This is a genomic window from Janthinobacterium sp. BJB304 (assembly GCF_002735765.1).
GTDB lineage: Bacteria > Pseudomonadota > Gammaproteobacteria > Burkholderiales > Burkholderiaceae_D > Janthinobacterium.
On sequence record NZ_PDZN01000028.1, the window covers coordinates 14,754 to 38,989 of the forward strand.

Consider the following 24,236-nt stretch of genomic DNA (forward strand, 5'->3'; position numbering starts at 1 on the left):
TGATACCGCCTGACTCACCGGCTCTTATAGACTTTCATCTGGACATAGTGGCATGGCGATAGACCGCATTTCATCGGGCAATCCGGTGCCCCTGATTACCCAGCGCTTCGACGTCAGCCCCGCGACGCCGATGGTGCCGGGCGTGGTGCAGCCGCTGGTGCCGATCGGCCCCTACATGGCGCCCGCACCCGACGCCGGCACCCTGCCCGCCCAGCTGCAGAAGCAGGGCCAGGACAGCCTGGCGTCCCTCATCAAGCCCAATGCCGACGGCACGGGCGGCGCCTTGCCGCGCGACAGCAGCGCCATGCAGGTCAATCAGCTGTTCTTCACGCGCCAGCTCGTCTGGCAGCCGCCCGACGCGGCGCAGCTGGCCGCCTCGTGGCGCGTGATGGTCAGGACCTATGGCGAACAATATGCGGCCCTGCAGGAACAGGCGCGCGGCCAGCACGTGCCGGGCAACCTCTTCATGGCCGAGCAGCAACCGGCCCTGCTGCGCGAAGGCGCCCGTCCGCCACTGACGGTCGACAGCGAAGCGTGGCGCTTTGCCGTGTATGGCTGGGGCGGCCAGCGCCTGCTGCTGCGCGTGCTGGCCAGCGACGTAGACGACGAGGCAACGCCGAGGCGGCGCGGCAAGGTGGCGCTGCGCGTCGAGCTGATCATCATCGGCATCGGCCGGGTGGTGATCCAGATGGAGCCGTCCGGCGACGGCGTGCTGCTGGAACTGGCCGCCGACGAGGAAGCCGCGCTGCGCCATCTGCGCCTGGCCCTGCCCGAGATCGCCGACGCCGTGCGGCGCGCGGGCCTGCGCCTGGTGCGCTGCCGCCTGAATCGCCAGCTGCATGCACAGCGCATGCACGGCAATTACCCGATGCAGGCGGGCGCCGCCTCGCTGTCGCTGCCCCTGTTCCGCGCCATGGCCGAAGTGGCCCTGCTGCTGACGCAGCCGGAAGCGGAAGCGGCGGCCGATCCCGATGCGCCCGCGGCGGCTGCGGCCGAAGCCGAAGCCGAAGAGGAGGCCATCTTTGTCGCGAAGGAAGTGGCGGCGCCGCTCGGCTACGACTATGGCGACGCGGAAGACGCGGCGCAGGGCGGCACCGTGCTGCTGCTGGCCGACGGCCAGGAGCACGACCTGCTGCCGCCCATCGACGAGCAGGATTGATGCAGCAGGATTGATGCAACAGGATTGATGCAACAGGATTAAAGCAACATAAAAAAACGGCGCCCGCGGCGCCGTTTTTCTTTCAATTCACCGTACTAGCCCACCGTGCCGATGATGCTCACTTCGCGGTTTTCCGGGATTTCATTGTACGACAGCACATGCAGGCCCGGCGCGAACAGGCGCGCGTAGCGGGCCAGCAGCGGACGGATCTGCGGCAGCACCAGCAGCAGCGGCGGCGTGGCTTGCTGCTTCATCTGCTCGCGCGCCACCGGCATGTTCACTTGCAACTGCGACAACAGGTGCGGGTCGATCGGATAATTATCCAAGGTCACCTTGCCCGACTGGCGCGCCTGGTTCAAGGAACCGAGCAGCATGTTTTCCAGTTCGCCACCCAGATTAAACGCCTGCATTTCCATCTTCTGGCCGAACAGGCCGCTGACGATCTGGCGCCGCAGCGCGCAACGCACCTCGGCCGCCAGCAAGATCGGGTCCTTGGTCGTTTCCGAACTGTCGAGCAAGGTGGTGGCGATGGGCACGATATCCTTCAGGGACACATTTTCCGCCAACAAGACACGGAACACGCGCAGCATCTGCGTGTGCGTCAGCGCCTTGTCCAGCGCGCCGGCCAGCTTCGGCGACAGGGCCGTCAGGCGCTCCATCAGGTTCGACACGTCTTCGTGGCGGAACAGTTCCGGCAGGTATTCGCGCACCATTTTCGACAAGTGCGTGGCGATCACGCTGGGCGCCTCGATGACCTGGTAGCCGAGGCCCAGCGCATGCGCCTTTTCGCTCGGCTCGATCCACGTGACGGGCATGCCGTAGGCCGGTTCGATGCCGGGAATGCCGTCCAGCTGGCCATACACGTTCGGCGACGGGATCGCCATCAGCCGGTCGGCCTGCACTTCCGCCTGCGCCACCACGGTGCCCGACAGCACGATCGCGTACTGCGACGGTTTCAGGGCCAGATCGTCGCGCACGCCGATATTCGGCAGCAGCAAGCCCATCGCTTCGGACAGGCTCTGGCGCACGCCCTTGACGCGCTTGGTCAACGGTTCGCCTTGCGTTTTATCCACCATGCCGACCAGCTTATAGCCGAGCATCACCATCAGCGGCTGCACGGCGGGCAGTTGCTGCCACTCCAGTTCGGCAGGCTTGTCGTCGCGCAAGGCCGCCTCGATGGCCGCCATGCCGGCCGCGTCGGGCCCCTTCACGCGCTTGGTCAGGCGCCAGGCAACAAAGGCCAGCACGGCGGCAAAGGTCATGAACATGAACCACGGCATGCCAGGAATCAGGGCCAGCGCCACCATCATGCCGGCCGCGCTGTAGATCACCGTTGGCGAGGTCAGCACCTGGCCCGCCACTTGCTGCTCGAAATCGCCCGAATCGCTGATGCGGGTCACCAGGATGGCGGCCGCGGCCGACAGCAGCAGCGCCGGAATCTGCGCCACCAGGCCATCGCCGATGGTCAGCAGTGCGTACTGGCGGAAAGCGTCGCCGAACGACAGGTCGTGCATCAGCGAGCCGATGGCCACGCCGCCGACCATATTGATGATCAAAATCAAGATACTGGCGACGGCATCGCCGCGCACGAACTTCGATGCGCCATCCATGGCGCCATAGAAGTCGGCTTCGGCGGCCACGTCCTTGCGGCGGATCTGGGCTTTTTCCTGATTGATCAGGCCGGCGTTCAGGTCAGCGTCGATCGCCATCTGCTTGCCCGGCAAGGCATCGAGGGTAAAGCGCGCGGACACTTCCGAGATGCGCTCGGCGCCCTTGGTAACGACGGCGAAGTTGATGATCATCAAAATCACGAAGACGACGATACCGACGACGAAGTTACCGCCGATGACCACGTTACCAAACGCCTCGATCACCTTACCGGCCGCATCCGCGCCCGTATGGCCGTGCAGCAGCACCACGCGCGTGGACGCCACGTTCAGGGTCAGCCTGAGCATGGTGGTGGCCAGAATCACCGTCGGGAAGACGGAGAAGTCGAGCGGCCGCTTGGCCGACACGCTGACGAGGATGACGATCAGTGCCAGCACGATATTGAAAGTGAACAAGATATCGAGCAGCACGGGCGGCAGCGGCAAGATGATCATCGCCAGGATCACCAGCAGGAACAGCGGCGTGGCGAACTTGTGGCGGCGCATTTCGGCAACCAACCGGTTCAGGAAATTCATGAAGGTACTACCTCGCTCAAATGAGATGGCACGACCACCTCGGTGGGAAATGGGGGCTGGGCGGCGCGCTGCCCAGTACGGAATGCTTTCAGCTGCAGGATGTAGTTGAGCACCTGCGACACGGCCTGGTACAGCTGCACGGGAATCTGCTGCTGCACCTGGCTGGTGTTGTAGATGGCGCGCGCCAGCGGCGGCAACTCCAGCGTTTCGATGTTGTGTTCCTTCGCCACTTGCCGGATATACAGCGCCATCTCGTCGACGCCCTTGGCAACGACAAACGGCGCCTCGGCGCGGTCCTGGTCATACTTGAGCGCGACGGCGTAATGCTCGGGGTTGACGATCACCACGTCGGCGTCGGGCACGGTCTTGCGCACGCTGCGCCGGCCGATCTGCTGCTGCAGCTGGCGGATGCGCTGGCGCACTTCGGGCCGCCCTTCGCTGCTTTTATGTTCTTCCTTGACATCCTGCTTGCTCATGCGCTGGTTGCGGGCAAAGAAAAACGCCTGCGCCGGCACGTCGATGATGGCAAACAGCACGAAGACGGAAATGAGCGCCATCAGGCCGTCGAGCATCAGCGCCGAGCCGTCGAGCATGGCTTGCTGCAGGGGCCGGTGTTGCAAGTCCACGTACTGCGTCAGGCTGGAGCGGCTCACGTGCACGAGCACCATGCCCAGCACGGCGGCCTTGGCGATCGACAAGCCGAATTCAAAGCCATGCTTGGGCGACACCAGGCGGCCCAGGTTCTTGGCCGGGCTCAGGCGCTCCATCTTCGGCATCCAGTTCTTCGTGCTGATGACCCAGCCGCCAGGGACCAATGAGCCGAGCACAACAAACAAGGGCACGCAGAACAGCGGCACGATCATCTTGATCAGCAAACCCACGGACGTGGTAAACGCCATCGACATGGCATTGTCCAGCGCGCCCTTGCTGTCGAGCGGCATGAAGGCCATGGCGAACAGCTCGCGAAAGCTCACCAGATAGCCGGGCAGCAGGTAAATGAAGACCTTCATGCTGATCAGAATGCCCAGCGCCGTCGACAGGTCGCGCGAACGCACCACCTGCCCTTCCTGGCGCGATTTCTTCAGCTTCTGTGCTGAAGCCTTTTCTGTCTTATCGCCCGTGCTGCTATCCGCCATGCGTCACACCTTTCCGCGCGCTATCCATGGGCCACCCGCATCTGTTCGGCGATCATGTCGAGCACGCGGTTCGTCATGGCGATGTAGTGCTCCGGAATAAAGCGCACGATCTGTCCCAGCATCAGCAGGCCGAACATGGTGATCATGGAAAAGCCCAGCGAAAACAGGTTCAGCGACGGCGCCACGCGGTTCAGGAAGCCAAAGCCCAGTTGCACCACCATGGTGGAAAAGACGATGGGCAAGGCCAGCAGCATGGCGGCGGCGAAGATCCACGCCACGTTATACGCCACCGTCTGCAGCAGCAGCGGCCCGTAGCCCTGCCCCACGGGCCAGGCCTTGAAACTGGCGCCGATCACGCCCGTCAGCACGAGGTGGCCGTCGATGGCGAAAAACACGATCATGCACATGATGGTGAGCATCCCCGTGATCACGTCCGACGAGGTGCCGTTGAGCGGATCGTTCATGACGGCCATGGAAAAACCCACCTGGCTCGACACGAGGTAACCGAGCACCGACATGACGGACATGGCGAAGTGGAAAGCCAGGCCCAGGACGAAGCCGATGATGGCCTGCTCCAGGGTGGCGACGAGGGCGTGCAGGGAAAACGGATCGATCTTCAACAAGTCCTGCGACACGCCCGAGGCCTGCATGACGGGCAGCATCAGGATCGCCAGCACCAGCGACAGCAGCACCCGCACGGGGACGGGCACCATGGCGTCGCCGATCACGGGCGAAGCGCTGAGCATGGCCAGGATGCGGCAGAACGGCCACCACACGGCCAGCAGAAACGGCAGCACCTGATTGAAAATCTGATCCATGGCGCGCGGCGCTATCCGACCAGGGTGGCGGCGCGCTGAAAAATGGACACGCAATAATCCATCAGGTAACCGGCCATCCAGCGTCCAGCCAGGATCAGGGCCAGCAGGGTGACCAGCAGGCGCGGCAGGAAACTCATGGTCTGTTCATTGATCGAGGTGGCCGCCTGCACCAGCGCGACCAGCAAGCCCATGAGCAAACCCGGCACGACCAGAATCACCACCAGCAGCATGACGACATGCAGCGCTTCGATGATCAGGTCGACGGCGACTTCAGGGGTAAACATCGGTCAATAGCCCTGTATGCTGGTAACTAAGGTGTTGACGGTCAGCGTCCAGCCGTCGACCAGCACGAACAGCAGCAGCTTGAACGGCAGCGAGATGACGAGCGGCGAGAGCATCATCATGCCCATGGCCATCAGCACGGACGCCACCACCAGGTCGATGATGAGGAAGGGAATGAACAGCATGCAGCCGATCTGGAACGCTGTCTTGAGTTCGGACAACACGAACGCGGCCAGCTTGACCGTGAAACTGTGGTCTTGCGGGCGCATGGTCGACGGTTCGCCGGCCAGGTGCGCAATCTGCGCCAGCGCGGCCTTGCTCGTCTGCGCCAGCATGAAGCGCGAAATCGGCACTTCGGCGATCTTCAGCGCTTCCTGCATGCCGATCTGGTCGCGGTCGTAAGGCACGAACGCGTCCTTCCATACCTGGTCGCCGATGGGACGCATGACCAGCAAGGTGAGAATCAGGGCGATGCCGGTGACGATACGGTTGGGCAAGCCCTGCTGCAGGCCCAGGGCCTGGCGCAGCAGGGACAGCACGATGACAAAGCGGGTAAAGCTGGTCATCATCATGACCATCACGGGCAGTAGCCCGAGCAGGGTCATGACGACGAGGATCTGCATCTTCACCGACAAGTCGGTCTTCGCGCCCGGCACCACGCCGGCGAGCAGGTCCTGCGCGCCGGCGGCGCTGCAGCACAGCATCAGAACAGGGACAGCCAGCGCGGCAGCCAGCGCGCCGCGGCGCCGGCTCAAGCCGGGTACCGCCAGCTTCATGCTGTCATCAGGTCGAGATTGAGGCCGTCGAGGTCGATGACTTTCAGGCCATAGTTCTCGCCGGCCACCACCACTTCGGCACGGCCGATCGGCGTGCCATTGACCTTGATCACCAGCGGTTCGCCGGCCAGCATGTCGAGTTCGATCACGCTTTCCGGGCCGATGGCCATCAACTCTTCCAGCGAAATGCGGGCCGAGCCCACTTCCAGGGTCAGGGTGACGGGAATCTTGCGCATCATCTGCGGAATGTCGCGGCGCGCGCGGGTGCTGGCCACGTCGGCAACGTCGCCCTGGTCGATGATCATGTCATCGCCCAGGTCTTCCAGCAGGGTTTCGCTCTGGTTGGTATCGGTCATATTCATATTATTCGACATCTTCAAATGAGGTTAAACAGAGCTTGCCCTTGTGTTCGGAAACAGCCGCTGTAAATAAACGGGAGTCGTCCAGCATGACGTCAGTACGGCTCAGACTGACGGGAATCACGTCGCCCACGCGCAGGTCGAACAAGGCGCCCAGCTGCATCTGCTTGCTGACGAGCCGGCCTTCCAGGGTCACTTGCAGGCGCGAAGCGAGCGGGCGCACGCTGCCGCGCAAGGCTTTCTTCGCTTGCGCGCGTTCGGGCAGCAGGCCGCGCAACACATCGGCCATCAGGCGCTTGTCCAGCGAGAACCAGAACTGGCCGCTCTGCCCCGCTTCGACGTCGCTGAGCGACACGGTGACGATCCAGCTGCCGCGCGCCGGGTGCACGCCGGACTGCACGGCTACCTCGGCACTGGTGTCGATGTCGCTGCTCTTGCCCAGGGTTTGCAGATTCTTGTGGATGCGCGTGAACAAACTGTTCACCAACTGTTGTCCCAGCACCACAGCGAGGCGCTCTTCCGTGGCCGTCACGCGCACTTGCGCCGGATCGGGCAGCGCGCCCTTGGCGCCGGCACTACCGTAGCGATAGTTCAGCACGCTCAAGAGGATCTGCCGTTCGAGCGCAAAGCCCGGCTGACCGGCCGGCGTGGAAAAACTCAGCCAGCGATTCGCGCTGTCCTCGCTCTCCACGCGCGACAAGGTCACGGCATCGATCTGGAAATTGCCCCAGTAGCGCCGGCTCATCGGCTGGCGCAGGGCCACGGCCAGGTCGTCGCGCAGCTGGGCGCCGAATACATGCAGCAAATGGACAGGACGTCCAAGCAGACAGGAATCGAGGACTTGATGGCGCGCAGTTTGATCTGTCTTGGTAATGATTGTCATGTAGTGGTCATGTCGGTATTGCGGTGGCAGAACAAATTATACGGATCGCCCGAAATTAAATACAGCATCATCTTGGCCTTGCCAACCGGCCGGCGAGCAAACGATTGCGCATCGTATCGCATGCTGGATGACTACGGTGCTGAACAATACATGAAAAAGCAAAATATTGCCATGTATCAATATTCCTTGAGGCAATCCTCTCTTTACTTTATAGTTGCCTCGAGGTAAGCTTATAGCGAGAAAAAAGTGATTTGCAGTGCGCCATTCCGCTTACCTGATTCCGGTTTTTATGGCAGTTTCCAGCCCCTCTTATTGCCACCAGAAGAAACTTTTATCAGATAATTATTAGTTGTCATGGCCATGTAAATCATTCGGCGCGGTTCTGCCGGGTTTGTTGAATCTGCTTGAGCGGATGGTGTGGCAACTGATAAAACTGATGGGCCCTGTCAATTGGGCCGGGCAAGATGGCATTGGATGTAATGCCTGCCGGAATGGCAACACCAGTAATTTCTGATTGATACGTCACCGCATATTGAAAGTAGAGGGCAAGATGAGCAACGAACTCGCAGGTCTGATCAAGGCCGATCTGGCAGCACTGAGCAATGACGCGCGCGCCCTGGGCGCCAGCATCGCGCCGGCCGCCCAGTTCGGCGCACCGGAACAATCCGGCTTCTCGTTTGCGCAAAGCATGAAAGACGCCATCGGCAAGGTCAACGGCGACGACCGCATGGCTGCACAAAAAATGAGCGACGTCGACAGCGGCAAGAGCGACGACATGGTCGGCGCCATGCTGGCCAGCCAGGAAGCGAGCCTGTCCTTTTCCATGTTGATGCAAGTGCGCAACAAGGTCATGGGCGCGGTCGACGAACTCATCAAACTGCCTCTGTAATCTTCACGTCCTGATCCACGCCCAGCCTCCCAGCGAAAGTTACCCCAAGTGATTACCACCATGAAGTCCGCATTTGCGCGCTGGCGCCCTGGCGCCCAGCCCGCCATCCCGCCCGCCCTGCTGAAAAACCTGGTTCCCATCGTCGTGCTGGCCATCGGCATCACCGCCATGGTGACCATGTATGCCTGGCGCGACCAGGCCAACTACAAGCCGGTGTTTGGCGCGCGCGAAAAAGTGGCCGTGACGGACATGATGGCCACCCTGGACGCCGAGCACATCCCCTACCGTTTGCATCCGGACAGCGGCCAGGTGCTGGTGCCCGACGCCATGCTGGGCAAGGTACGCATGCTGCTCGCCTCGAAGGGCGTGACGGCGCAGCTGCCGGCCGGCCTGGAACTGATGGACAAGAATGACCCGCTGGGCGTATCGCAATTCGTGCAGGACGTGCGCTTCCGCCGCGGCCTGGAAGGCGAGCTGGCGCAAAGCATCATGACGATGGACGCGATCGCTTCGGCGCGCGTCCATCTGTCGATTGCCAAGTCGACGTCGTTCGTCGCCAGCGACGGCGACAAATCGTCGGCTTCCATCGTCGTGGCGCTGAAACCGGGCCGCACCCTGGCGCCGGAACAGATCGCCGCCGTCATTAACATGGTGGCCGGCAGCGTCGCCAGCCTGGCGCCCACGCGCGTGAGCCTGGTCGACCAGGGCGGCAACCTGCTGTCCTCGCACGTCGACCTGACGGACGGTTTCGATGCATCGGCCGCCGGCAATGAAGGCGCGAAACGCTTTCAGGATGAAATCCGCCGCAACGTCACGGGCTTGCTCGGTCCCGTCATCGGCGAAGACAACTTCAAGCTCAGCGTGACGGCCGCCGTGAACAACGACCGCGTGGACGAAACGCTGGAAAAATACGGCGAAGCGCCGAAAGTGACGAGCGAAGCGATGCGCGAAGAGCAGGAACGCAACCGCACCGTGGCCGGCATTCCCGGCAGCCTGTCGAACCGTCCGCCAGCGGCCGCCGTGCCGGCACCGGCCGACGCCGCCGGCGCCGCGCCGAAGCCGTCCGACGACGGCACGGCCCGCAAGAACGCCACCACACGCCAGTACGCGTATGACCGCAGCATCACGCAGATCAAGCGCAGCCGTGGCCGCCTGGAAAAACTCAGCGTCGCCGTCGTCCTCAACAGCGCCGCCGCACCGAACCCGAAAACGGGCTGGACACCAGCAGAACTGGGCAATATCGAAAAAATGCTCAACAGCGGCCTGGGCATCAACGCCCAGCGCGGCGACAGCCTGAGCCTGACGGCGCTGGCCTTCCCTGCCAAGCCGCCCGTGGCGCAGTGGTGGGAAGAGCGCGACACCGTCGTCGATTTCAGCAGCTGGCTGCTGTACGCCCTGGGCGCCGTGCTCGGCTACTTCCTGATCCTGCGCCCGCTGCTGCGCCTGCTGACCACGCGCCTGGCGCCGCCGGCACTGAAACAGCTCGATCCGGCCCTGGCGCTGGGCGGCAGCAACGCCGCCGCCGGCGCCAATGGCGTGACCGCCGCCAGCGCGCCGGCCTTGGGCGTGAATGGCAGCCCGCTGGCGCTCGAGGGCGAGGCCGCCGCCGGCAACGCCATGCCGGTCGTGCCGCTGCTGGAAAATTATGACTTGCCGCCACCAGGCTCGGCGGTCGACGTGATGGTCGACCACCTGAAAGTGCTGGCGGAAAAAGAACCCGAGCGTGTCGCCGAAGTCGTCAAACAATGGATGCAGAAAAATGGCCGAACTCAACAACAGTAATCCCTCCGACGGCGCCGAATACGAAAGCGCCAGCCTGAACCCAGTGGAACAGGCCGCCATCGTGCTGCTGAGCATCGGCGAAGAACAGGCCGCCAATGTGCTGCGCTGCCTGTCGCGCGAAGAATTGCTGGAAGTCACGCAAGTGATGTCGCGCATGAGCGGCATCAAGGTCGAATCCGTGAAAACGGCCATGCAGACCTTCTTCGACGACTACCGCCAGCAAAGCGGCGTGCACGGCGCCTCGCGCAGCTACCTGAAGCGCTCGCTGGACATGGCGCTGGGCAGCGATATCGCAAATAGCGTGCTCAACAACATTTACGGCGACGCCATCCGTCCCAAAATGGCGCGCCTGCAATGGGCCTCGCCAAAATGGCTGGCCGAATACATCGTCAACGAGCACGTGCAGATGCAAGCCGTGTTCCTGGCCTTCCTGCCGCCCGCGCTGGCCGGCCAGATCCTCGACGCCCTGCCCGCCGAAGGCCGCGACCTGGTCTTGCTGAACCTGGCGCGCCTGGACGAGATCGACCGCGACCTGCTGGTCGAGCTCGACGAACTGGTGGGCCGCTGCCTGGGCGCGCTCGACACGCAAAGCACCAGCGTCGAAGGCATCCGCCAGGCGGCCGAGATTCTCAACCGCATGCCGGGCAACCGCGCCGCGCTGGTCGAACTGCTGCGCGCGCACGACCCGGACGTCGTATCGGAAATCGAACTGAGCATGTACGACTTCCTGATCCTGGCCACGCAGAGCGATGTCACGCTCACGCGCATCCTGGAAGACGTGCCGATGGAACAGTGGGCGATTGCACTGAAGGGCGCGGAACCGTCGATCCGCGACGCCGTGCTGAAAACCATGCCGCGCCGCCAGGCGCAGAGTTTCGAAGACATGATGCGCCGCTCCGGCCCCGTGCCCCTGTCGCGCATCGAACAGACGCGCCAGGAAATCATGGCCACCGTCAAGGGGCTCGCCGATGCGGGCGAGATCGAAGTGCAACTGTTTGCCGAAGCGGTGATCGAATGAAACACTTCCGCTCGTATCGTTTCCCGCCGCTGTCGCAATTCATCGCCGCCGGCCAGCGTGCCTCCAACGAGGACACGGATGGCCAGTGGCAGGCGTCCGTCTCGGAAGGTTTCGAGCAGGGCCAGCGCGACGGCTACGAAGTGGGCCTGGTGCAAGGCCAGCAGGATGGCTACGACGCCGGGCGCAGCGACGGCATGGCGCAGGGCCGCGAAGAAGGCCGCAATGAAACGCTGGTGGCGCTGGATCGCCTGGCGCGCCCCGTCGACGCCATCTTGCGCGACCTGAAGAAAGTGCGCGCCGATTACCGCGAAGCGCAGCGCAAGGAAGTGGTCGACCTGGTGGCCAAGGTGGCGCGCCAGGTGATCCGCGCGGAACTGGCGCTGCAGCCGGTGCAATTGCTGGCCCTGGTCGACGAGACCCTGGCCTCGATGCCGCCCACGCGCGAGGAAATCGACGTCTTCCTCAATCCGGAAGAACTCAAACGCATCAGCGAACTCGATCCGAAGCGCGCCAAGCGCTGGAACCTGATCGCCGACGCGCGCCTCGACGCGGGCGAATGCCGCATCAAGGCCGGCGACAATGAAGTCGATGCGGGCTGCCATCAGCGCCTGTCGGCCTGCATGGAGCAGGTCAGCAGCCACCTGGCGCTGGCCGCCGAACACGCAGACCACGGCGCGCCTGCATGATCGCCGACACGCTGCGCAGCTTCGAGATCGGCGACATCCCGGTCGCGACACCCACCGGCCGCCTGGTCGGCGCCTCCGGCCTGCTGCTGGAAAGCGCCGGCTGCCGCCTGCACACGGGCCAGCGTTGTCAAATTGAAACAGTCAATGGCGAATGGCTCGATGCGCAAGTCGTCGGCTTCCGCGAAAAACTGTCGTATTTAATGCCGTTCAAGAAGGCGACGGGCCTGACCACGGGTGCCAGAGTCCTGCCCCTGCCCGACAAGGCCAGCCTGCAGATCGGCCCGTCGTGGCTGGGCCGCATGGTCAATGGCCTGGGCGAGCCGATCGACGACCTGGGCCGCCTCGGCGGCGAACACATCCTGGAAGTGACGCCGCCGAAGATCAATCCCCTGAAGAAACAACCGGTGGTCGAACCGCTGGACGTGGGCGTGCGGGCGATTAACAGCATGCTGACCCTGGGCAAGGGCCAGCGCGTGGGCCTGATGGCCGGCTCCGGCGTGGGCAAGAGCGTGCTGCTGGGCCTGATCACGCGCCAGACCGTGGCCGATGTCGTCGTCGTCGGCCTGATCGGCGAGCGGGGCCGCGAAGTGCGCGAATTTGTGGAAAAGTCGCTCGGCGCCGAAGGCTTGAAAAAGGCCGTGCTGGTGATCGCGCCGGCCGACGAATCGCCCTTGATGCGCATCATGGCCACCGAGCTGTGCCATTCGATCGCCGCCCATTACCGCGACCAGGGCAAGCACGTGCTGCTGCTGGTCGACTCGCTCACGCGCTATGCGATGGCCTTGCGCGAAGTGGCGCTGGCCCTGGGCGAACCGCCGGCCACGCGCGGCTACCCGCCGTCCGTGTTTTCGAACCTGCCGCAACTGGTGGAAAGCGCCGGCAACGGCGCCCACCCGGAAGGCAGCATGAGCGCCATCTACACGGTGCTGGCCGAAGGCGACGACCAGCAGGACCCCGTGGTCGATACGGCGCGCGCGATTCTCGACGGCCACATCGTGCTCACGCGCGAACTGGCCGAGCGGGGCCACTACCCCGCCATCGATATCGCCGCCTCGATCAGCCGCTGCATGGCGCAGGTGATCACGCCCCCCCACATGCAGGCGGCGCGCGCGCTGAAAGCATCGATGGCGCGCCATGCGCGCGTGCGCGACCTGATCCCGCTGGGCGCCTACGTGCCCGGCGCCGACCCGATCACCGACCGCGCCGTGCAGTTGCACGCGCCCATCGAAGCCTTCCTGTGCCAGGGCACCAAGGAAGAGGCGCCGATGGGGCCGTGCATCGAACAACTTGAACAGATCATGGCCTAGGAGCATACGTGAGCGACGCGCATACCATCCGCAACCTGACCACCCTGGTCGGCCTGCGCAGCACCGAAGTGGAACGCCTGCAAGGCGAAATGGCGGCGCAGACGGCCGTGCGCGAGCGCTACCAGAAAAACCTGGAGCGCCTGACGGGTCTGTACACGGATAGCGGCCCCAGCGGCGCCCTGCCCCTGGCCCTGTCCGTCAACTGCGGCAACTTCAAGCAAGCCGTCATGCAGATGGCCGACCAGCACCGTACCGACCTGCATTTGCACGAGGCCAACATGGCCGTCTCGCAACGCGCGCTCAATACGGCCTGGGCCAAGCGCGAAGTGCTGGACCAGGTGCTGACGCAAAAACAAAAATATGTTGCAAATGAGCAACAACGTGTCGATGCCAAGCGGCAAGACGAGCTGGCGACGCAATTCTGGTTCCGCGGACAGGTAAAATGAGGTTGGTGTAAGTTTCTTTCAGGAAAACTTCACAAAACGGGAATGGGGGTCGCCTTGTACCGGTATATCCCTTTATTCAGGAGTCTGGCATGGCAAGCGTAATTACTGCACCGCAATACGATCCGATCCCAACGGCCGAAAAACTGGCGACCAAAGCTATCGCTGCGCAGAAGGCAGCCCTGCAAGCGCAGAACACGCTGGCCAGTAATACCAGCACGGCGCTGGGCAACCTGAAATCGGCCATCTCGGCCTTCCAGAGCGCCATGTCGAGCATGACCAGCAGCAAATCGGTGCTGAGCCAGTCCGCCACCTTCCCGGCCGCGGGCTACGGCTCTGCCACGGCCGGCATCAATGCGACGCCGGGCACCTATTCCTTTTTTGTTGAAAAACTGGCCACGGCCAGCCAGATGTCGTATGGTGGCCTGAGCAGCGTCAATACCGCCGATGGCACGGGTACGCTGAAAGTGAAAATTGGCGACGGTGTGGGAGACAACACGCTCGATATCGATCTGGCCGCTGCCGACAAGGATGGCAACGGCACGCTGACACCACAGGAAATCGCTGCCGCCATCAATGGCAACAGCAAGAACAATTCGCGCGTAACGGCGTCCATCGTGACCATCGACAACCAGGCGCAACTGGTGCTGACGTCGAATGCAACGGGCATCGCCAACGCCGCCACGCTCGATGCCAGTGGTGTCGCGAATGTCGCGCTGAAAGGCGCTCTGATCGCTCCGGCCAACATCAAGGAAGTCGTCAAGGCGGACGACGCCATCGTCTGGCTGGGCGGCAAACCCGGCGGCACGGCCATCACGCAGGCATCGAATACCTTCACCAACGTGCAAGATGTGAAAGTCACGTTCACCCGTGCTATGAGCGCCGCCGAAGCGCCCGTGACCTTGACTGTCGCCACAGATAGTGCCGGCACCGCCGCGAACGTGCAGGCATTCGTCGATGCCTACAACAAGCTGAAAAGCCTGATGGATGGACTGGCCAGTCCCGGCAACCCGGAAAAGGATATTGCTGCGGGCATCTTCGCCCATGATTCAGGCCTGAACGCCCTGCGCAGCAGCATGGGCGACGCCCTGCGCCTGAACGTGAACGGCGTATCGCTGGTGTCCTACGGCATTACGGCCCAGCGCGACGGCACAATCAGCCTCAACGCCGCCAAACTTACGGCCAAGCTGGCCGACAACCCGACAGGCCTGGACAAGCTTTTTGGCAACAACAGCCTGTCCGCCCCTGCAGGCGTGCTCGGTAGCTTGGACAAGGTACTCGGCCAGTGGAGCAATATCACCAAAGGCCAGATCACCCAACGCCAGGCCGCCACGGAAAAGTTGCAGAAAAGTCTGGTGAAGAGCGGCGAGCGCCTCACGGCCCAATATGACACCGCATACAAACGTTTCCTCGATCAATTTACGCGCCTGCAAGTACTGCAGGAGCAAATGAGCAAGACGTCCGATATGTTCGATGCCATGTTTAGCAACAATAAATCCTAAGGCGGATGCGCCCGTTGCGCCGCCACAGTTAACATAGCGAGAAGACAATAATGTTGAACAATGAAGCTTACGGCAACTACCATGCCGTCAACCTGGATGCCCAGACCGCCCGCGCCACACCGGTCGAGCTGGTACTGGTGCTGACGGACGGCCTGCTGGAAGAACTGGCGCGCGCGCGCGGGCATATCGTAGGCAAGCGCTACGAGCAAAAGGCCATCAGCCTGGATAAATGCACGCAAATCATCAACGGTCTGTCGAGCTCGCTCGATTTCGACAATGGCGGCGAAGTGGTCGTCAACCTGGCCCGCCTGTACGACTATTGCGTGGCGCGCCTGTACACGGCCGGCATCAAGCTCGACCCGACCCTGATCGACGAAGTGACGACCCTGATGACCACCATCAAGCGCGGCTGGGTGGGCGTCCAGGCCAACAATGCCTAGGCGCGGCATCCTGCAACAGCTGAACCGGCAATTGGGCGCCGCCATCGCGCAAGCGGATTGGGAAGCAATGGGAAAACTGTCCGCCAGCCTGGCGAAAAACATCCCCCTGCTGGCAGAACGGGGCGCATGGAATGCGCTGGAACAAACAGAATTGTTGCAATTGCGCAAAAATCACGCGCAAGCGGTTAAAATTTGCTCTGAGGAAAAAGAACGCCTGGGTCAACACCTGGGTGCATTACAGGCAAATAAGGAAGGTTGGGTCGCCTACGCCGCGCTCGGCGAATACGACTCGGACGGGAATCAAGCATGATCATGAACTTCAACACGGCGCCGGCCGCTCCGGCACCGGCGAGCCCTGCGGCAGCTGCACCAGCACCGGCGGCAGCGCCGTCACAGGCCGCCGCCTTGCCCGGCACACCAGGCTATGCCGCTACTGGCACCGTGCCCTCCGCCCTGCCCCTGTTTGCGCAGGTGCTTGACGTGACGGGCGTGGAAACGGCCGACGCCGACACGCCCGCTCCCGCGAAGGAGAGCGACAGCGACAGCCAGGCCGACAGCAGCCTGCCGGCCATGGCCGCCCCCGTTATCGGCTTGCCGGTGACCATGCTGCCGCCAACGGACGCGGCCGCAGCCGAGGCGCGTGCCGCCGCCCAGGCGCAAGTACAGACACAAGCACAGACGCAGGTGCAGGCGAATGCGGCGCAAGCCAATCCGGCACTCAACATCAGCCTGCATCCGTCGGCGGTCACCCTGAACGCGCCGGCAGCGGCGCCAGCGCCAGGCCGCGACACGCGCGAACCGCTGGCCGCCGCCAACCCGGCGACGGCCGCCAAGGGCGGCGCGCCGGCACAGCCGTTCGAATCGCTGCTGCAGCAAAGCGCTCCGGCAACCGCCGTTGCCGCGCCTGCCGTTGCCGCGCGCGAAGGCGAACGTGGCGCTGCGACCCCGGCACCGGCCACGCCCAACCTGGGCCTGACGGGCGCGGTCGGCAATACGGCCACAGCGGCCCCGGCCGGCGACACCATCAAGCTCAACGGCCCAGCCCAGCAATGGCAGGAACCGCTGCGCGAAGCGCTGGGCGAACGCCTGCAGACGCAGATCGGCCGCAACAGCGAACACGCGACGATCCGCCTCGAGCCGCCCATGCTGGGACGCATTGAAATTTCCATCCGCCATACCGCCGGCGCGCTGCAGGTGAACGTCACGGCGTCGAATTCGGAAGTGTTGCGCCAGTTGCAAGGCATCGGCGAGAACATGCGCAGCGACCTGGCGCAGCGCCAGTACACCGACGTGGCCGTCAATATCAGCGCCACCCCGCGCAGCCCCGCTGCCCAAGCGTTCGCCGAAGGCGATGCGCGCGGCCAGCGTCAGCCGGGCCGCCAGCAGGACGACGCCGAGCCGGGACGCGCCCTGTCCGACGGCAACACCGCCGCTACCACATACGCCAGCCACGAGCGAGAGACCGCCTGATGAATATGAAAATGAAACTGATAGCCGGCTTTGTCGGCGTGGCCGTGCTGGCCGCTGGCGCCGCTGGCGGCGCCATCTGGTATTTGGCCAAGCCGGTCGCCGGCCATACCGATGTCGCCGAAGCGAAAGCCCCGCCACCGCCCGCCACGGGCAAGAAGGCGCGCAAGTTCCTCACGCTGGACAAAGTCATCGTGATGTTGCGCCGCGGCCCCGGCGAAGGCGAAACGCATTATCTGTCGGCCGACCTGGTGATCGCCACCACCGAGGAAAAGGAAAAGCTGACCAAGGATCACTTGCCGCTGATGCGCTCGATCGCCGTCAGCACCCTGTCGAGTTTTCCGCTGGACAAGGCGCAGACCATGACCGTGGAACAATATGCCGAGCAGATCAACAAAGCCTTCAATGTCAGCTACGAGCGTGAACAGATGGAAAAACCGTTCACCGAAGTCATGGTCGGCAAGCTGATCATTGAATAAGCCAACACGCCAGCCGACCTAGTGGGAGATCCCTTGGCCTATGTAGAGCAATACCAGGAAGCGTATGGCGCCGGCGAATATGCCGCCGCCAGCGCTTGCGCGGCCGTGCTCAGTATTGCTGAAGAGCAACAACATCTGGTGGCGTACTCCCCTTTGGTGAAACGCATCGTGCGCCAGCTCAATTCGCAGGTGTCGGGCGCCATCGATCGCGACGACATGGAACAGATCGGCCTGATGGGCCTGCTCGAAGCCTTGCGCCGCTACGGCGTGCCGGACCAGTCTTTCGGCAGCTATGCCAGCCTGCGCATCCGTGGCGCCATCCTCGATGAACTGCGACGCCAGGACTGGCGCCCGCGCGCCGTGCGCCAGGAAAGCCACCGTCTGCGCGACAGCGTGCGCGCCCTGACCCGCCGCCTCGGACGCGAGCCGCTGGACGCGGAAATCATGGCCGCGCTGAAGCTGACGCCGGAAGCTTTCCAGGAATACCAGTTGGCGGAAAACGCCGAGCTGATCGCCAGTTTCGATGAAGTGCTGCAGGAAAGCCTGGGACAGGCCGACAGCGCACCGAGCCCGGAAGAGCAATTGATGGTGCGGCGCAGCCTGGAGCAAGCGCTGCGCGCACTCGACGAACGCGAGCAGCGCGTGATCCAGATGTATTACGAATTCGAACTGAGCTACAAGGAAATAGCCGCCGTACTGGACCTGAGCGACGCCCGCGTCTGCCAGCTCAACAAGACGGCGCTGGGCAAGATGAAAGCCATGCTGCAAGACGCATAAGTTTCAGCACTATCCATCAAATTGACGCAGCACAATGACGCAGAAAGGCAGTTGACATGGTAATTATCGGTATCTTAATCGTGATGGGGTGTGTATTCGGAGGCTTCGCCCTGATGGGCGGCACCGTCCACGCGATCTGGCAACCGGTCGAGTTGATCATCATCATCGGCGCCGCCGTCGGCGCCCTGGTGCTGGGCAACCCGAAGCATGTACTCGGTGAAATGCTGCACCAGATGCGCAAGATCGTCACGCACAAGAAGCAAGGCTCGGAATTCCAGCGCCAGTTGCTGCTGCTGATGTATGAACTGCTGCAAACGGCCGCCGGCGGCCTGAAGGCGCTGGACGCCCACGTCGAGGCGCCGCGCGAAAGCGCCCTGTTCCAGCGCTATCCGCTGGTGCTGGAAGAGCCGAAGCTGCTGGCCTTTATCGTCGACAACTTCCGTTTGATGGCGATGGGCAAGATCAACGCGCATGAACTCGAAGGCGTGCTGGAGCAGGAACTCGAAGCCATCCACGACGAATTGCTGCAGCCGTCGAAGTCCCTGCACAAGATCGCCGAAGCCATGCCCGGCTTCGGTATCCTGGCGGCCGTGCTCGGCATCGTGATGGCCATGAATTCCGTGGCCGACGGCGCGGACGCGGCGGAAATTTCGGAAAAAGTGGGCGCCGCCATGGTCGGTACCTTCATCGGCATCTTCTTTTGCTACGGCGTGCTCGATCCGATGTGCAACATGATGAAACAGCTGGTGGGCGAGGAAGGCTCGACCATGGAATGCGTGAAGGTCGTGCTGGTCACGCACGTGGCGGGCAAGCCGCCGCTGCTGGCCATCGATGCGGGCCGCCGCCTGGTGCAGCTGAACATCAAACCGAGCTTCGCCCAGCTGGAAAGCTGGATCAATGCGCTGGAAGATGGCGGCGCCGAACAAGAGCAAGGCCAAGGCCGGGGAGGCCGCCGTGCTAAAGCCGCATGAGAAACATGAACAGGCCATCATCAAGCGTGCCGGCCGCAAGCATGACGACGATGGCCATGGCGGCGCCTGGAAAGTAGCGTTCGCCGACTTTTGCCTGGCCCTGCTGTCGCTGTTTCTCGTGCTGTGGCTGATGGCCGCGCGCGAGCAGCAGGCGATGAAGGAAATCATGATGGACGCGTCGGCAGGCAGCCGCCAGGGCGAAGGCCAGGGCGTCATGCCGGAACAGAAAGGCGGCCCGCGCGGCAGCCTGATCGAGCGCTTCCCCATGCCCCGCAAGGGCACGGGAGACACGCGCACGGAAGGCAAGCAGACGCAGGACGGCAAGGCTGGCGCCGCGCCGCAAAACCAGACCAAGGTCAGCTACCAGTCGCCGGAAGACTTGCTGTCCCTGTCGCGCGCGCTCGACAAGCTCAGCGACGAAGCGGGACTGAAGAGCAACCTGCAATCGGTGATCACGCCATACGGCTTGCGCGTCATGCTGCACGATACGGACAAGCAAGGCATGTTCGTGCGCGGCAGCGCCGTGCCGACCGACCGTTTCCGCAAGCTGCTGCGCCAGATGGGGCCCGTGTTTGCGCAAATGGAGAACCAGATGCTGATCGTCGGCCATACGGACTCGATGCAATACGCCAATACCGGCTATGAAGGCTTCTCGAACTGGACCCTGTCGGCCAACCGCGCCATGTCGGCGCGCGCGCAATTGCTGATCGGCAGCATGAGTCCGGACAGCGTGCTGCAAGTGGTCGGCATGGCCGACCGCGCGCCGCTGGACGTGAAAAATGCCAGCGCAGGCATCAACCGCCGCATCGAACTGTTAATATTGACGCGTGGCCAGGCCGACAGCATCGCCGCCATGTTCGGCATGGCCGGACAAAAGCCGCAAGGCGACGAGCTGCAGGTGGGTGAACCGGACTCCGGCACCCTGCAACGCCTGCGCGAAAAACTGGGCCTGCCCGCAAAGAAAGATCGGGAAGAGCATGCAAATTAAGGGCAAGGGACAACGTATGAAAATCTCCTCCGGCAACACCGGTGCTGCCGTGCGCAGCAGCGCCGTCGCGCCGGCCGAGGCGATCGCCGAGAACGCGGGCGCCGCAGGCGCCATGGGCGGCTCGTCGGCCGGGGCGGAACTGCAATCGGCCGTGCTGCAGCCGGCCATGGCCGCCCTGCGCGCCATGCCCGAGATCGACCATGAACGCGTGGCCATGCTGCGCGATGCGCTGGCCAAGGGCGAGTTGCCGTTCGATCCATCGAAACTGGCGGGCCTGATCCAGCGTTTCCACGGCGGCGAATCGTGACCGCGCCGCGCAAGGGCATCACGCGCCAGGAAGCCGTGCGCCGCGTGCTGCAAGGCATGACGGACGACCGCGCCGGCTATGCCGCGCTGCAAACCTTATTGGAAGAGCAATTTCAGGCCACCTTGCACCACCAGAGCACCCGGCTGACGGCGCTGGCCGACCAGGTCGTCGCCGCCGTCGAGCCACTCGACGCACGCCGCCGCCAGCGTGTCAGTCTCGTCACCGCCCTGCTGGGCCCGCAAGGCGACATGCCCCAATTGTTTGCGCTGTTGCAAGAAGACGCGCGTGCGACCGCCCAGCGCGACTGGGCCGCGCTCGAGCAGATGGTGCTCGAATGCAAGCGCCTGAATGCCCGCAACAGCGATTTATTAACAGAGCAGTACAGCATCATGCAGCGCGTGCTGCATGGCGAGGAAGATACGTATGCGCCAGGCTGATTTCCTGACCACCCGCGCCACGGCGGCGACGCCATCGACGGCGGCGACCCATGCCGTGCAGAGCAATATGCGCGCCACCGAATCCACGGCCTCCAGCGGCGGCTTTGGCAGCGTGTTCCGGCAAGTACAGGGCGAAGTGGCCCGCTTCATCGAACAGGGCGGCGGCAACGCCACCAACCTGAGCCCGCAAGGACGCGCCTACCTGGAGCAAAGCCAGCCCGTCAATGTGCTGGGCGCCATCAGCCAGGGCGGCGAGATCGGCGAAACGCAGCAGCAATTCCTCGCCTCGATCAAGCCATGGACGGAAGAAACGGGCGCGCGCCTGGGCGTGGCGCCGGAAATCGTCGCCGCCCACGCGGCGCTGGAATCGGGCTGGGGCCAGCGTCCGCTGCGCCAGGGCACGGGCGCGGACACCAATAATCTGTTCGGCATCAAGGCCGGCGGCAAATGGCAGGGCGACGTGGCCAGCAACCTGACGACCGAATACGAGGCCGGCAGCGGCACGGCACTGAAGAAAACCGAGCGCTTCCGCAGCTACCCGGACCAGGCCAGCGCCTTCCGCGACTATGCGCAAGTATTGCTCGACAATCCACGCTACCGCGCCGCCCTCAACACGGGCGCCGACGCGGGCGCCTTCGCGCAGGGTTTGGCGCGCGGCGGCTATGCCACCGACCCCAACTATGCCGCCAAGCTGACGCAGCTGGCGACACGTCTGCAGCGCACGGCCGCCGCCGAGTAAGTTCCCTTTAACGGCCGGGAAGTTCGGCCGGCTCCACCACGCCCGCATCGACCACCCTGGCGCGTATCACCGTGCCGCTGGTGGCGTTGCGCACGCGGATCAGCTCGCCAAGCGCGCCCGGATCCATCGCCTCGCCGGCCATGCTCACTTCCACCTGCTCCTTGCGCGCCACGATGTTGACCGCACTGCCCCGCTTGATCAGCACGGGCGAGGCCAGCTGCCCCTGGCGCAGCACTTCGCCGGCACGCAAGCTGCGCCGGCTCGACAGGCCAATCGCGCCAGGCAAGGCAGAAATACTGTCCGGCACCATCGTCACGTCGCGCCGCGCCAGCACCACGTCACCCGATTGCAACGGCGTATTGGCCGTGACGGGGGCGCTGGTGACGGCCACTTGCGCCGTGATGCTGCCGCGCGCCAGCATTTCGTAACGCCATCCGTTGCTTCCAGGACACACTGCGACAAAGCGCATGCGCTGCGCCGAGCGGCTGTCCGCCGTTTCCAGCGCAACGGGCGCGGCGCACGCCGGCATGGGGCGCGTGCTTTTCACGACGGTCACCTGAAACTGGGGTTCCAGCAGTCCCGCCGTGGCCGCCTGCTGTGTCAATTGCTCGCGAGCTAACTGTTCCACACGTGAAAATATATTGTCGGCTGGCAATTCTGCGCGACCTGCACTACTATATAGGCTGGTCAGTAAAAATAGGCTTGGCAGCAGTATGTGACGACATTGCGCCTTGTTCCACATCACGGAATAGTTCTCAAAGTAAATCATTGCTAACCTTAATCAAAGATACTGAAGCGGCATGACCTTACCATGCGTCAACATGACTTGGCTGGGATTTTACCTCTGCACCACTTATTTTCTGGACCAAACCGCAAAAAGCACGATCGAATTCAACACAAAGGATGACCATGGGGATTAATTTCAAGGATGCGCTGGGCGTGCACGCCGATGCACTCGCGCTGCGTGCCGACCGTACACGCGTGCTGGCGGCCAACATCGCCAATGAAAACACGCCCGGCTTCCAGGCCATGGACATGGATTTCGGCAGCGCCCTGCAACAATTGCAGGATAACGAGGCCGGCCTGCTGTCGACCGATGACGATGCCAGTGCCCTGTACCGCGTACCCTACCACCCCAGCCGCGACGGCAATACCGTCGAAATCGGCGTCGAGCAGGCGGCGTTCTCGCAGAATGCCACCGACTTCCAGACCAGCCTCACTTTCGTTAACATGAAACTGAAGGGTCTGTCCAAGGCCATTTCCGGACAATAAGGATCAGCATGAGCTTCCAGGATATTTCCAAGATCGCCGGTTCGGCGATGGCGGCGCAGACCGTGCGCCTCAATACCATCGCCAGCAACCTGGCCAATGCCGATTCCGTTGCCGGTTCCGAAGGCGAAACCTATCGCGCGCGCAAACCCGTGTTTGCGGCCGTGATGGATGGCCCGGGCGCCAGCGGCGCCGGCGGACGCGTTCAGGTGCTCGACGTGGTGCAAAGCGATGAGCCGCTGCGCAAGGTGTATGAACCGGGCCACCCGATGGCCAATGCCGACGGCATGGTGTTCTACCCCAACGTCAACCAGGTAGCCGAGATGACCGACATGATGTCGGCCTCGCGCGCGTTTGAAACCAATGTCGAAGTTCTGGGCCGCATCAAGTCGATGCAGCAATCGCTCCTCAAATTAGGTGAAGCATAATCCATGGAAACCAATCTCTTTACAAACAACACCAATGGCAGCGGCAGCAACAACAATGCCGTCAAATCGCAAAACAATGCCACCCAGGATATGTTCACCAAGTTGCTGGTCGCGCAGATCAAGAACCAGGATCCCCTGGCGCCGACCGATCCGAGCCAGTTCGTCAATCAATTGACGCAGCAGGCGCAGACGGAAGCGATGCAAAACCTGTCGGCGCTGACCAGCGCCAATGCCAGCGTGCTGCAATCGATGCAGGTGCTGGCCCTGGGCGCGCAGGTAGGCTCCGAAGTCATGGTCAACAGCGAAACGGTGCAGCTCGACAAGAGCAAGGTCAACGGCAGCATCGCGCTGGCCGCCGGCACCACCAAGACCACCGTGACCCTGAAAGGCATCGACGACAAGGAATACAAGATCGAACTGGGCGCCAAGTCGGCCGGCACGGTGCCGTTCACCATCGATCCCGTCGCCTTGGGCTTGCCTGCAGGCACGTACACCATGGCGGTCACCACCAATGGCACCGAAAAACCATCGGTCGACATCGCGGGCAAGCTCAACAGCGTGCGCCTGTCGTCCGGCGGCAGCATGATTTTGAGCGTGTCGAACCTGGGCGAAGTCAACCCTGGCGCGATCACCGGCTTCAACGGCAAGACGGCCTGATCCGCTCGCCCCTTCGTTTCCTGAACACTAATCTCGTCCTTCACTAAAGGAAGT

The 24,236-nt window shown here is 63.3% G+C and carries 29 protein-coding genes; 21 read left to right on the top strand and 8 right to left on the bottom strand.

The features are described 5' to 3' along the window. Positions 1 to 52 precede the first annotated feature (52 nt). Positions 53 to 1,159, top strand: coding sequence for a hypothetical protein (locus CSQ95_RS25480; RefSeq protein WP_180279163.1), 1,107 nt, complete (start codon positions 53 to 55; stop codon positions 1,157 to 1,159). A 95-nt stretch (positions 1,160 to 1,254) separates the two neighbouring features. Here the strand turns inward: CSQ95_RS25480 and CSQ95_RS25485 are convergent, their stop codons facing one another. Genes CSQ95_RS25485 through CSQ95_RS25515 form a run of 7 tightly spaced genes read right to left on the bottom strand, consistent with a single transcriptional unit; the run spans position 1,255 to position 7,596 of the window. Beyond that, positions 1,255 to 3,342 (bottom strand): flagellar biosynthesis protein FlhA, encoded by a 2,088-nt coding sequence (locus tag CSQ95_RS25485; RefSeq protein ID WP_070220038.1) that lies wholly within the window; start codon positions 3,340 to 3,342, stop codon positions 1,255 to 1,257. Then, a complete protein-coding gene (locus CSQ95_RS25490; protein WP_070289078.1) occupies positions 3,339 to 4,478 on the bottom strand; it encodes a flagellar biosynthesis protein FlhB in 1,140 nt (379 codons plus the stop codon). Before CSQ95_RS25490 ends, CSQ95_RS25485 begins: the two co-directional genes overlap by 4 nt. Positions 4,479 to 4,498: 20 nt before the next feature. After that, a complete protein-coding gene (locus CSQ95_RS25495; RefSeq protein WP_070220034.1) occupies positions 4,499 to 5,296 on the bottom strand; it encodes a flagellar biosynthetic protein FliR in 798 nt (265 codons plus the stop codon). An 11-nt stretch (positions 5,297 to 5,307) separates the two neighbouring features. After that, positions 5,308 to 5,580, bottom strand: coding sequence for a flagellar biosynthetic protein FliQ (locus tag CSQ95_RS25500; protein ID WP_034757874.1), 273 nt, complete (start codon positions 5,578 to 5,580; stop codon positions 5,308 to 5,310). 3 nt (positions 5,581 to 5,583) lie between these two features. Next, the gene (gene fliP, locus CSQ95_RS25505; protein ID WP_070220032.1) at positions 5,584 to 6,354 is read right to left on the bottom strand and encodes a flagellar type III secretion system pore protein FliP; all 771 of its coding nucleotides are present in this window, start codon (positions 6,352 to 6,354) and stop codon (positions 5,584 to 5,586) included. Next, on the bottom strand, positions 6,351 to 6,716 hold the full coding sequence (locus CSQ95_RS25510) for a FliM/FliN family flagellar motor switch protein (RefSeq protein WP_070220030.1): 366 nt from the start codon (positions 6,714 to 6,716) through the stop codon (positions 6,351 to 6,353). The genes fliP and CSQ95_RS25510 overlap by 4 nt, the downstream gene beginning before the upstream one ends. A 1-nt stretch (position 6,717) precedes the next feature. Continuing rightward, positions 6,718 to 7,596, bottom strand: coding sequence for a FliM/FliN family flagellar motor switch protein (locus CSQ95_RS25515; RefSeq protein WP_180279164.1), 879 nt, complete (start codon positions 7,594 to 7,596; stop codon positions 6,718 to 6,720). A 550-nt stretch (positions 7,597 to 8,146) separates the two neighbouring features. Here CSQ95_RS25515 and CSQ95_RS25525 point away from each other — a divergent pair. The 17 genes from CSQ95_RS25525 (at position 8,147) to CSQ95_RS25605 (ending at position 21,828) form a co-directional block, all read left to right on the top strand. Then, entirely contained in the window at positions 8,147 to 8,485 is a 339-nt protein-coding gene (locus CSQ95_RS25525; protein ID WP_034787870.1) for a flagellar hook-basal body complex protein FliE, read from the top strand. Between the two features lie 60 nt (positions 8,486 to 8,545). Beyond that, entirely contained in the window at positions 8,546 to 10,267 is a 1,722-nt protein-coding gene (gene fliF, locus CSQ95_RS25530; RefSeq protein WP_099411530.1) for a flagellar basal-body MS-ring/collar protein FliF, read from the top strand. After that, positions 10,245 to 11,285, top strand: coding sequence for a flagellar motor switch protein FliG (locus CSQ95_RS25535; protein WP_070289073.1), 1,041 nt, complete (start codon positions 10,245 to 10,247; stop codon positions 11,283 to 11,285). The genes fliF and CSQ95_RS25535 overlap by 23 nt, the downstream gene beginning before the upstream one ends. Further along, a complete protein-coding gene (gene fliH / locus CSQ95_RS25540) occupies positions 11,282 to 11,971 on the top strand; it encodes a flagellar assembly protein FliH (RefSeq protein ID WP_070219799.1) in 690 nt (229 codons plus the stop codon). The genes CSQ95_RS25535 and fliH overlap by 4 nt, the downstream gene beginning before the upstream one ends. Further along, on the top strand, positions 11,968 to 13,278 hold the full coding sequence (gene fliI / locus CSQ95_RS25545; RefSeq protein WP_070219797.1) for a flagellar protein export ATPase FliI: 1,311 nt from the start codon (positions 11,968 to 11,970) through the stop codon (positions 13,276 to 13,278). The genes fliH and fliI overlap by 4 nt, the downstream gene beginning before the upstream one ends. Positions 13,279 to 13,286: 8 nt before the next feature. Continuing rightward, positions 13,287 to 13,724 carry a flagellar export protein FliJ gene (locus tag CSQ95_RS25550; protein WP_077403163.1) on the top strand — a complete coding sequence of 146 codons (438 nt, stop codon included), beginning with the start codon at positions 13,287 to 13,289 and terminating at the stop codon, positions 13,722 to 13,724. An 89-nt stretch (positions 13,725 to 13,813) separates the two neighbouring features. Next, positions 13,814 to 15,223, top strand: coding sequence for a flagellar filament capping protein FliD (fliD, locus tag CSQ95_RS25555; protein ID WP_099411531.1), 1,410 nt, complete (start codon positions 13,814 to 13,816; stop codon positions 15,221 to 15,223). 50 nt (positions 15,224 to 15,273) lie between these two features. Further along, on the top strand, positions 15,274 to 15,663 hold the full coding sequence (gene fliS / locus CSQ95_RS25560) for a flagellar export chaperone FliS (RefSeq protein ID WP_070219791.1): 390 nt from the start codon (positions 15,274 to 15,276) through the stop codon (positions 15,661 to 15,663). Further along, positions 15,656 to 15,973: a hypothetical protein gene (locus tag CSQ95_RS25565; RefSeq protein ID WP_099411532.1), complete on the top strand. Its 318-nt coding sequence runs from the start codon at positions 15,656 to 15,658 to the stop codon at positions 15,971 to 15,973. Before fliS ends, CSQ95_RS25565 begins: the two co-directional genes overlap by 8 nt. Then, positions 15,970 to 17,133 carry a flagellar hook-length control protein FliK gene (locus CSQ95_RS25570; protein WP_099411533.1) on the top strand — a complete coding sequence of 388 codons (1,164 nt, stop codon included), beginning with the start codon at positions 15,970 to 15,972 and terminating at the stop codon, positions 17,131 to 17,133. The genes CSQ95_RS25565 and CSQ95_RS25570 overlap by 4 nt, the downstream gene beginning before the upstream one ends. Positions 17,134 to 17,144: 11 nt before the next feature. Next, positions 17,145 to 17,609 (top strand): flagellar basal body-associated FliL family protein, encoded by a 465-nt coding sequence (locus tag CSQ95_RS25575; RefSeq protein WP_306532808.1) that lies wholly within the window; start codon positions 17,145 to 17,147, stop codon positions 17,607 to 17,609. Between the two features lie 33 nt (positions 17,610 to 17,642). Then, complete coding sequence (locus CSQ95_RS25580; RefSeq protein ID WP_086137678.1) at positions 17,643 to 18,386, top strand: FliA/WhiG family RNA polymerase sigma factor; 744 nt, start codon at positions 17,643 to 17,645, stop codon at positions 18,384 to 18,386. A 56-nt stretch (positions 18,387 to 18,442) separates the two neighbouring features. After that, the gene (gene motA / locus CSQ95_RS25585) at positions 18,443 to 19,357 is read left to right on the top strand and encodes a flagellar motor stator protein MotA (RefSeq protein WP_034757817.1); all 915 of its coding nucleotides are present in this window, start codon (positions 18,443 to 18,445) and stop codon (positions 19,355 to 19,357) included. Beyond that, positions 19,284 to 20,345 (top strand): flagellar motor protein MotB, encoded by a 1,062-nt coding sequence (locus CSQ95_RS25590; RefSeq protein WP_070219910.1) that lies wholly within the window; start codon positions 19,284 to 19,286, stop codon positions 20,343 to 20,345. The genes motA and CSQ95_RS25590 overlap by 74 nt, the downstream gene beginning before the upstream one ends. 16 nt (positions 20,346 to 20,361) lie before the next feature. Further along, positions 20,362 to 20,652 (top strand): flagellar biosynthesis anti-sigma factor FlgM, encoded by a 291-nt coding sequence (gene flgM / locus CSQ95_RS25595; protein WP_034757812.1) that lies wholly within the window; start codon positions 20,362 to 20,364, stop codon positions 20,650 to 20,652. Beyond that, complete coding sequence (gene flgN, locus CSQ95_RS25600) at positions 20,649 to 21,089, top strand: flagellar export chaperone FlgN (protein ID WP_083287147.1); 441 nt, start codon at positions 20,649 to 20,651, stop codon at positions 21,087 to 21,089. The genes flgM and flgN overlap by 4 nt, the downstream gene beginning before the upstream one ends. Then, complete coding sequence (locus CSQ95_RS25605; RefSeq protein ID WP_070219908.1) at positions 21,076 to 21,828, top strand: glycoside hydrolase family 73 protein; 753 nt, start codon at positions 21,076 to 21,078, stop codon at positions 21,826 to 21,828. Before flgN ends, CSQ95_RS25605 begins: the two co-directional genes overlap by 14 nt. Positions 21,829 to 21,835: 7 nt before the next feature. Here CSQ95_RS25605 and flgA read toward each other — a convergent pair whose 3' ends face one another. Continuing rightward, a complete protein-coding gene (gene flgA, locus CSQ95_RS25610; RefSeq protein WP_227742151.1) occupies positions 21,836 to 22,456 on the bottom strand; it encodes a flagellar basal body P-ring formation chaperone FlgA in 621 nt (206 codons plus the stop codon). A gap of 281 nt (positions 22,457 to 22,737) precedes the next feature. Between flgA and flgB the strand changes: the two genes are divergently transcribed. The 3 genes from flgB to CSQ95_RS25625 are packed head-to-tail and all read left to right on the top strand — an operon-like array spanning position 22,738 to position 24,182. Next, positions 22,738 to 23,100, top strand: a complete 363-nt coding sequence (flgB, locus tag CSQ95_RS25615; RefSeq protein ID WP_034758109.1) for a flagellar basal body rod protein FlgB — start codon at positions 22,738 to 22,740, stop codon at positions 23,098 to 23,100. A gap of 8 nt (positions 23,101 to 23,108) precedes the next feature. Further along, complete coding sequence (flgC, locus tag CSQ95_RS25620) at positions 23,109 to 23,525, top strand: flagellar basal body rod protein FlgC (protein ID WP_034757795.1); 417 nt, start codon at positions 23,109 to 23,111, stop codon at positions 23,523 to 23,525. 3 nt (positions 23,526 to 23,528) lie between these two features. Next, positions 23,529 to 24,182, top strand: coding sequence for a flagellar hook capping FlgD N-terminal domain-containing protein (locus CSQ95_RS25625; RefSeq protein WP_099411535.1), 654 nt, complete (start codon positions 23,529 to 23,531; stop codon positions 24,180 to 24,182). Positions 24,183 to 24,236 lie beyond the last annotated feature (54 nt).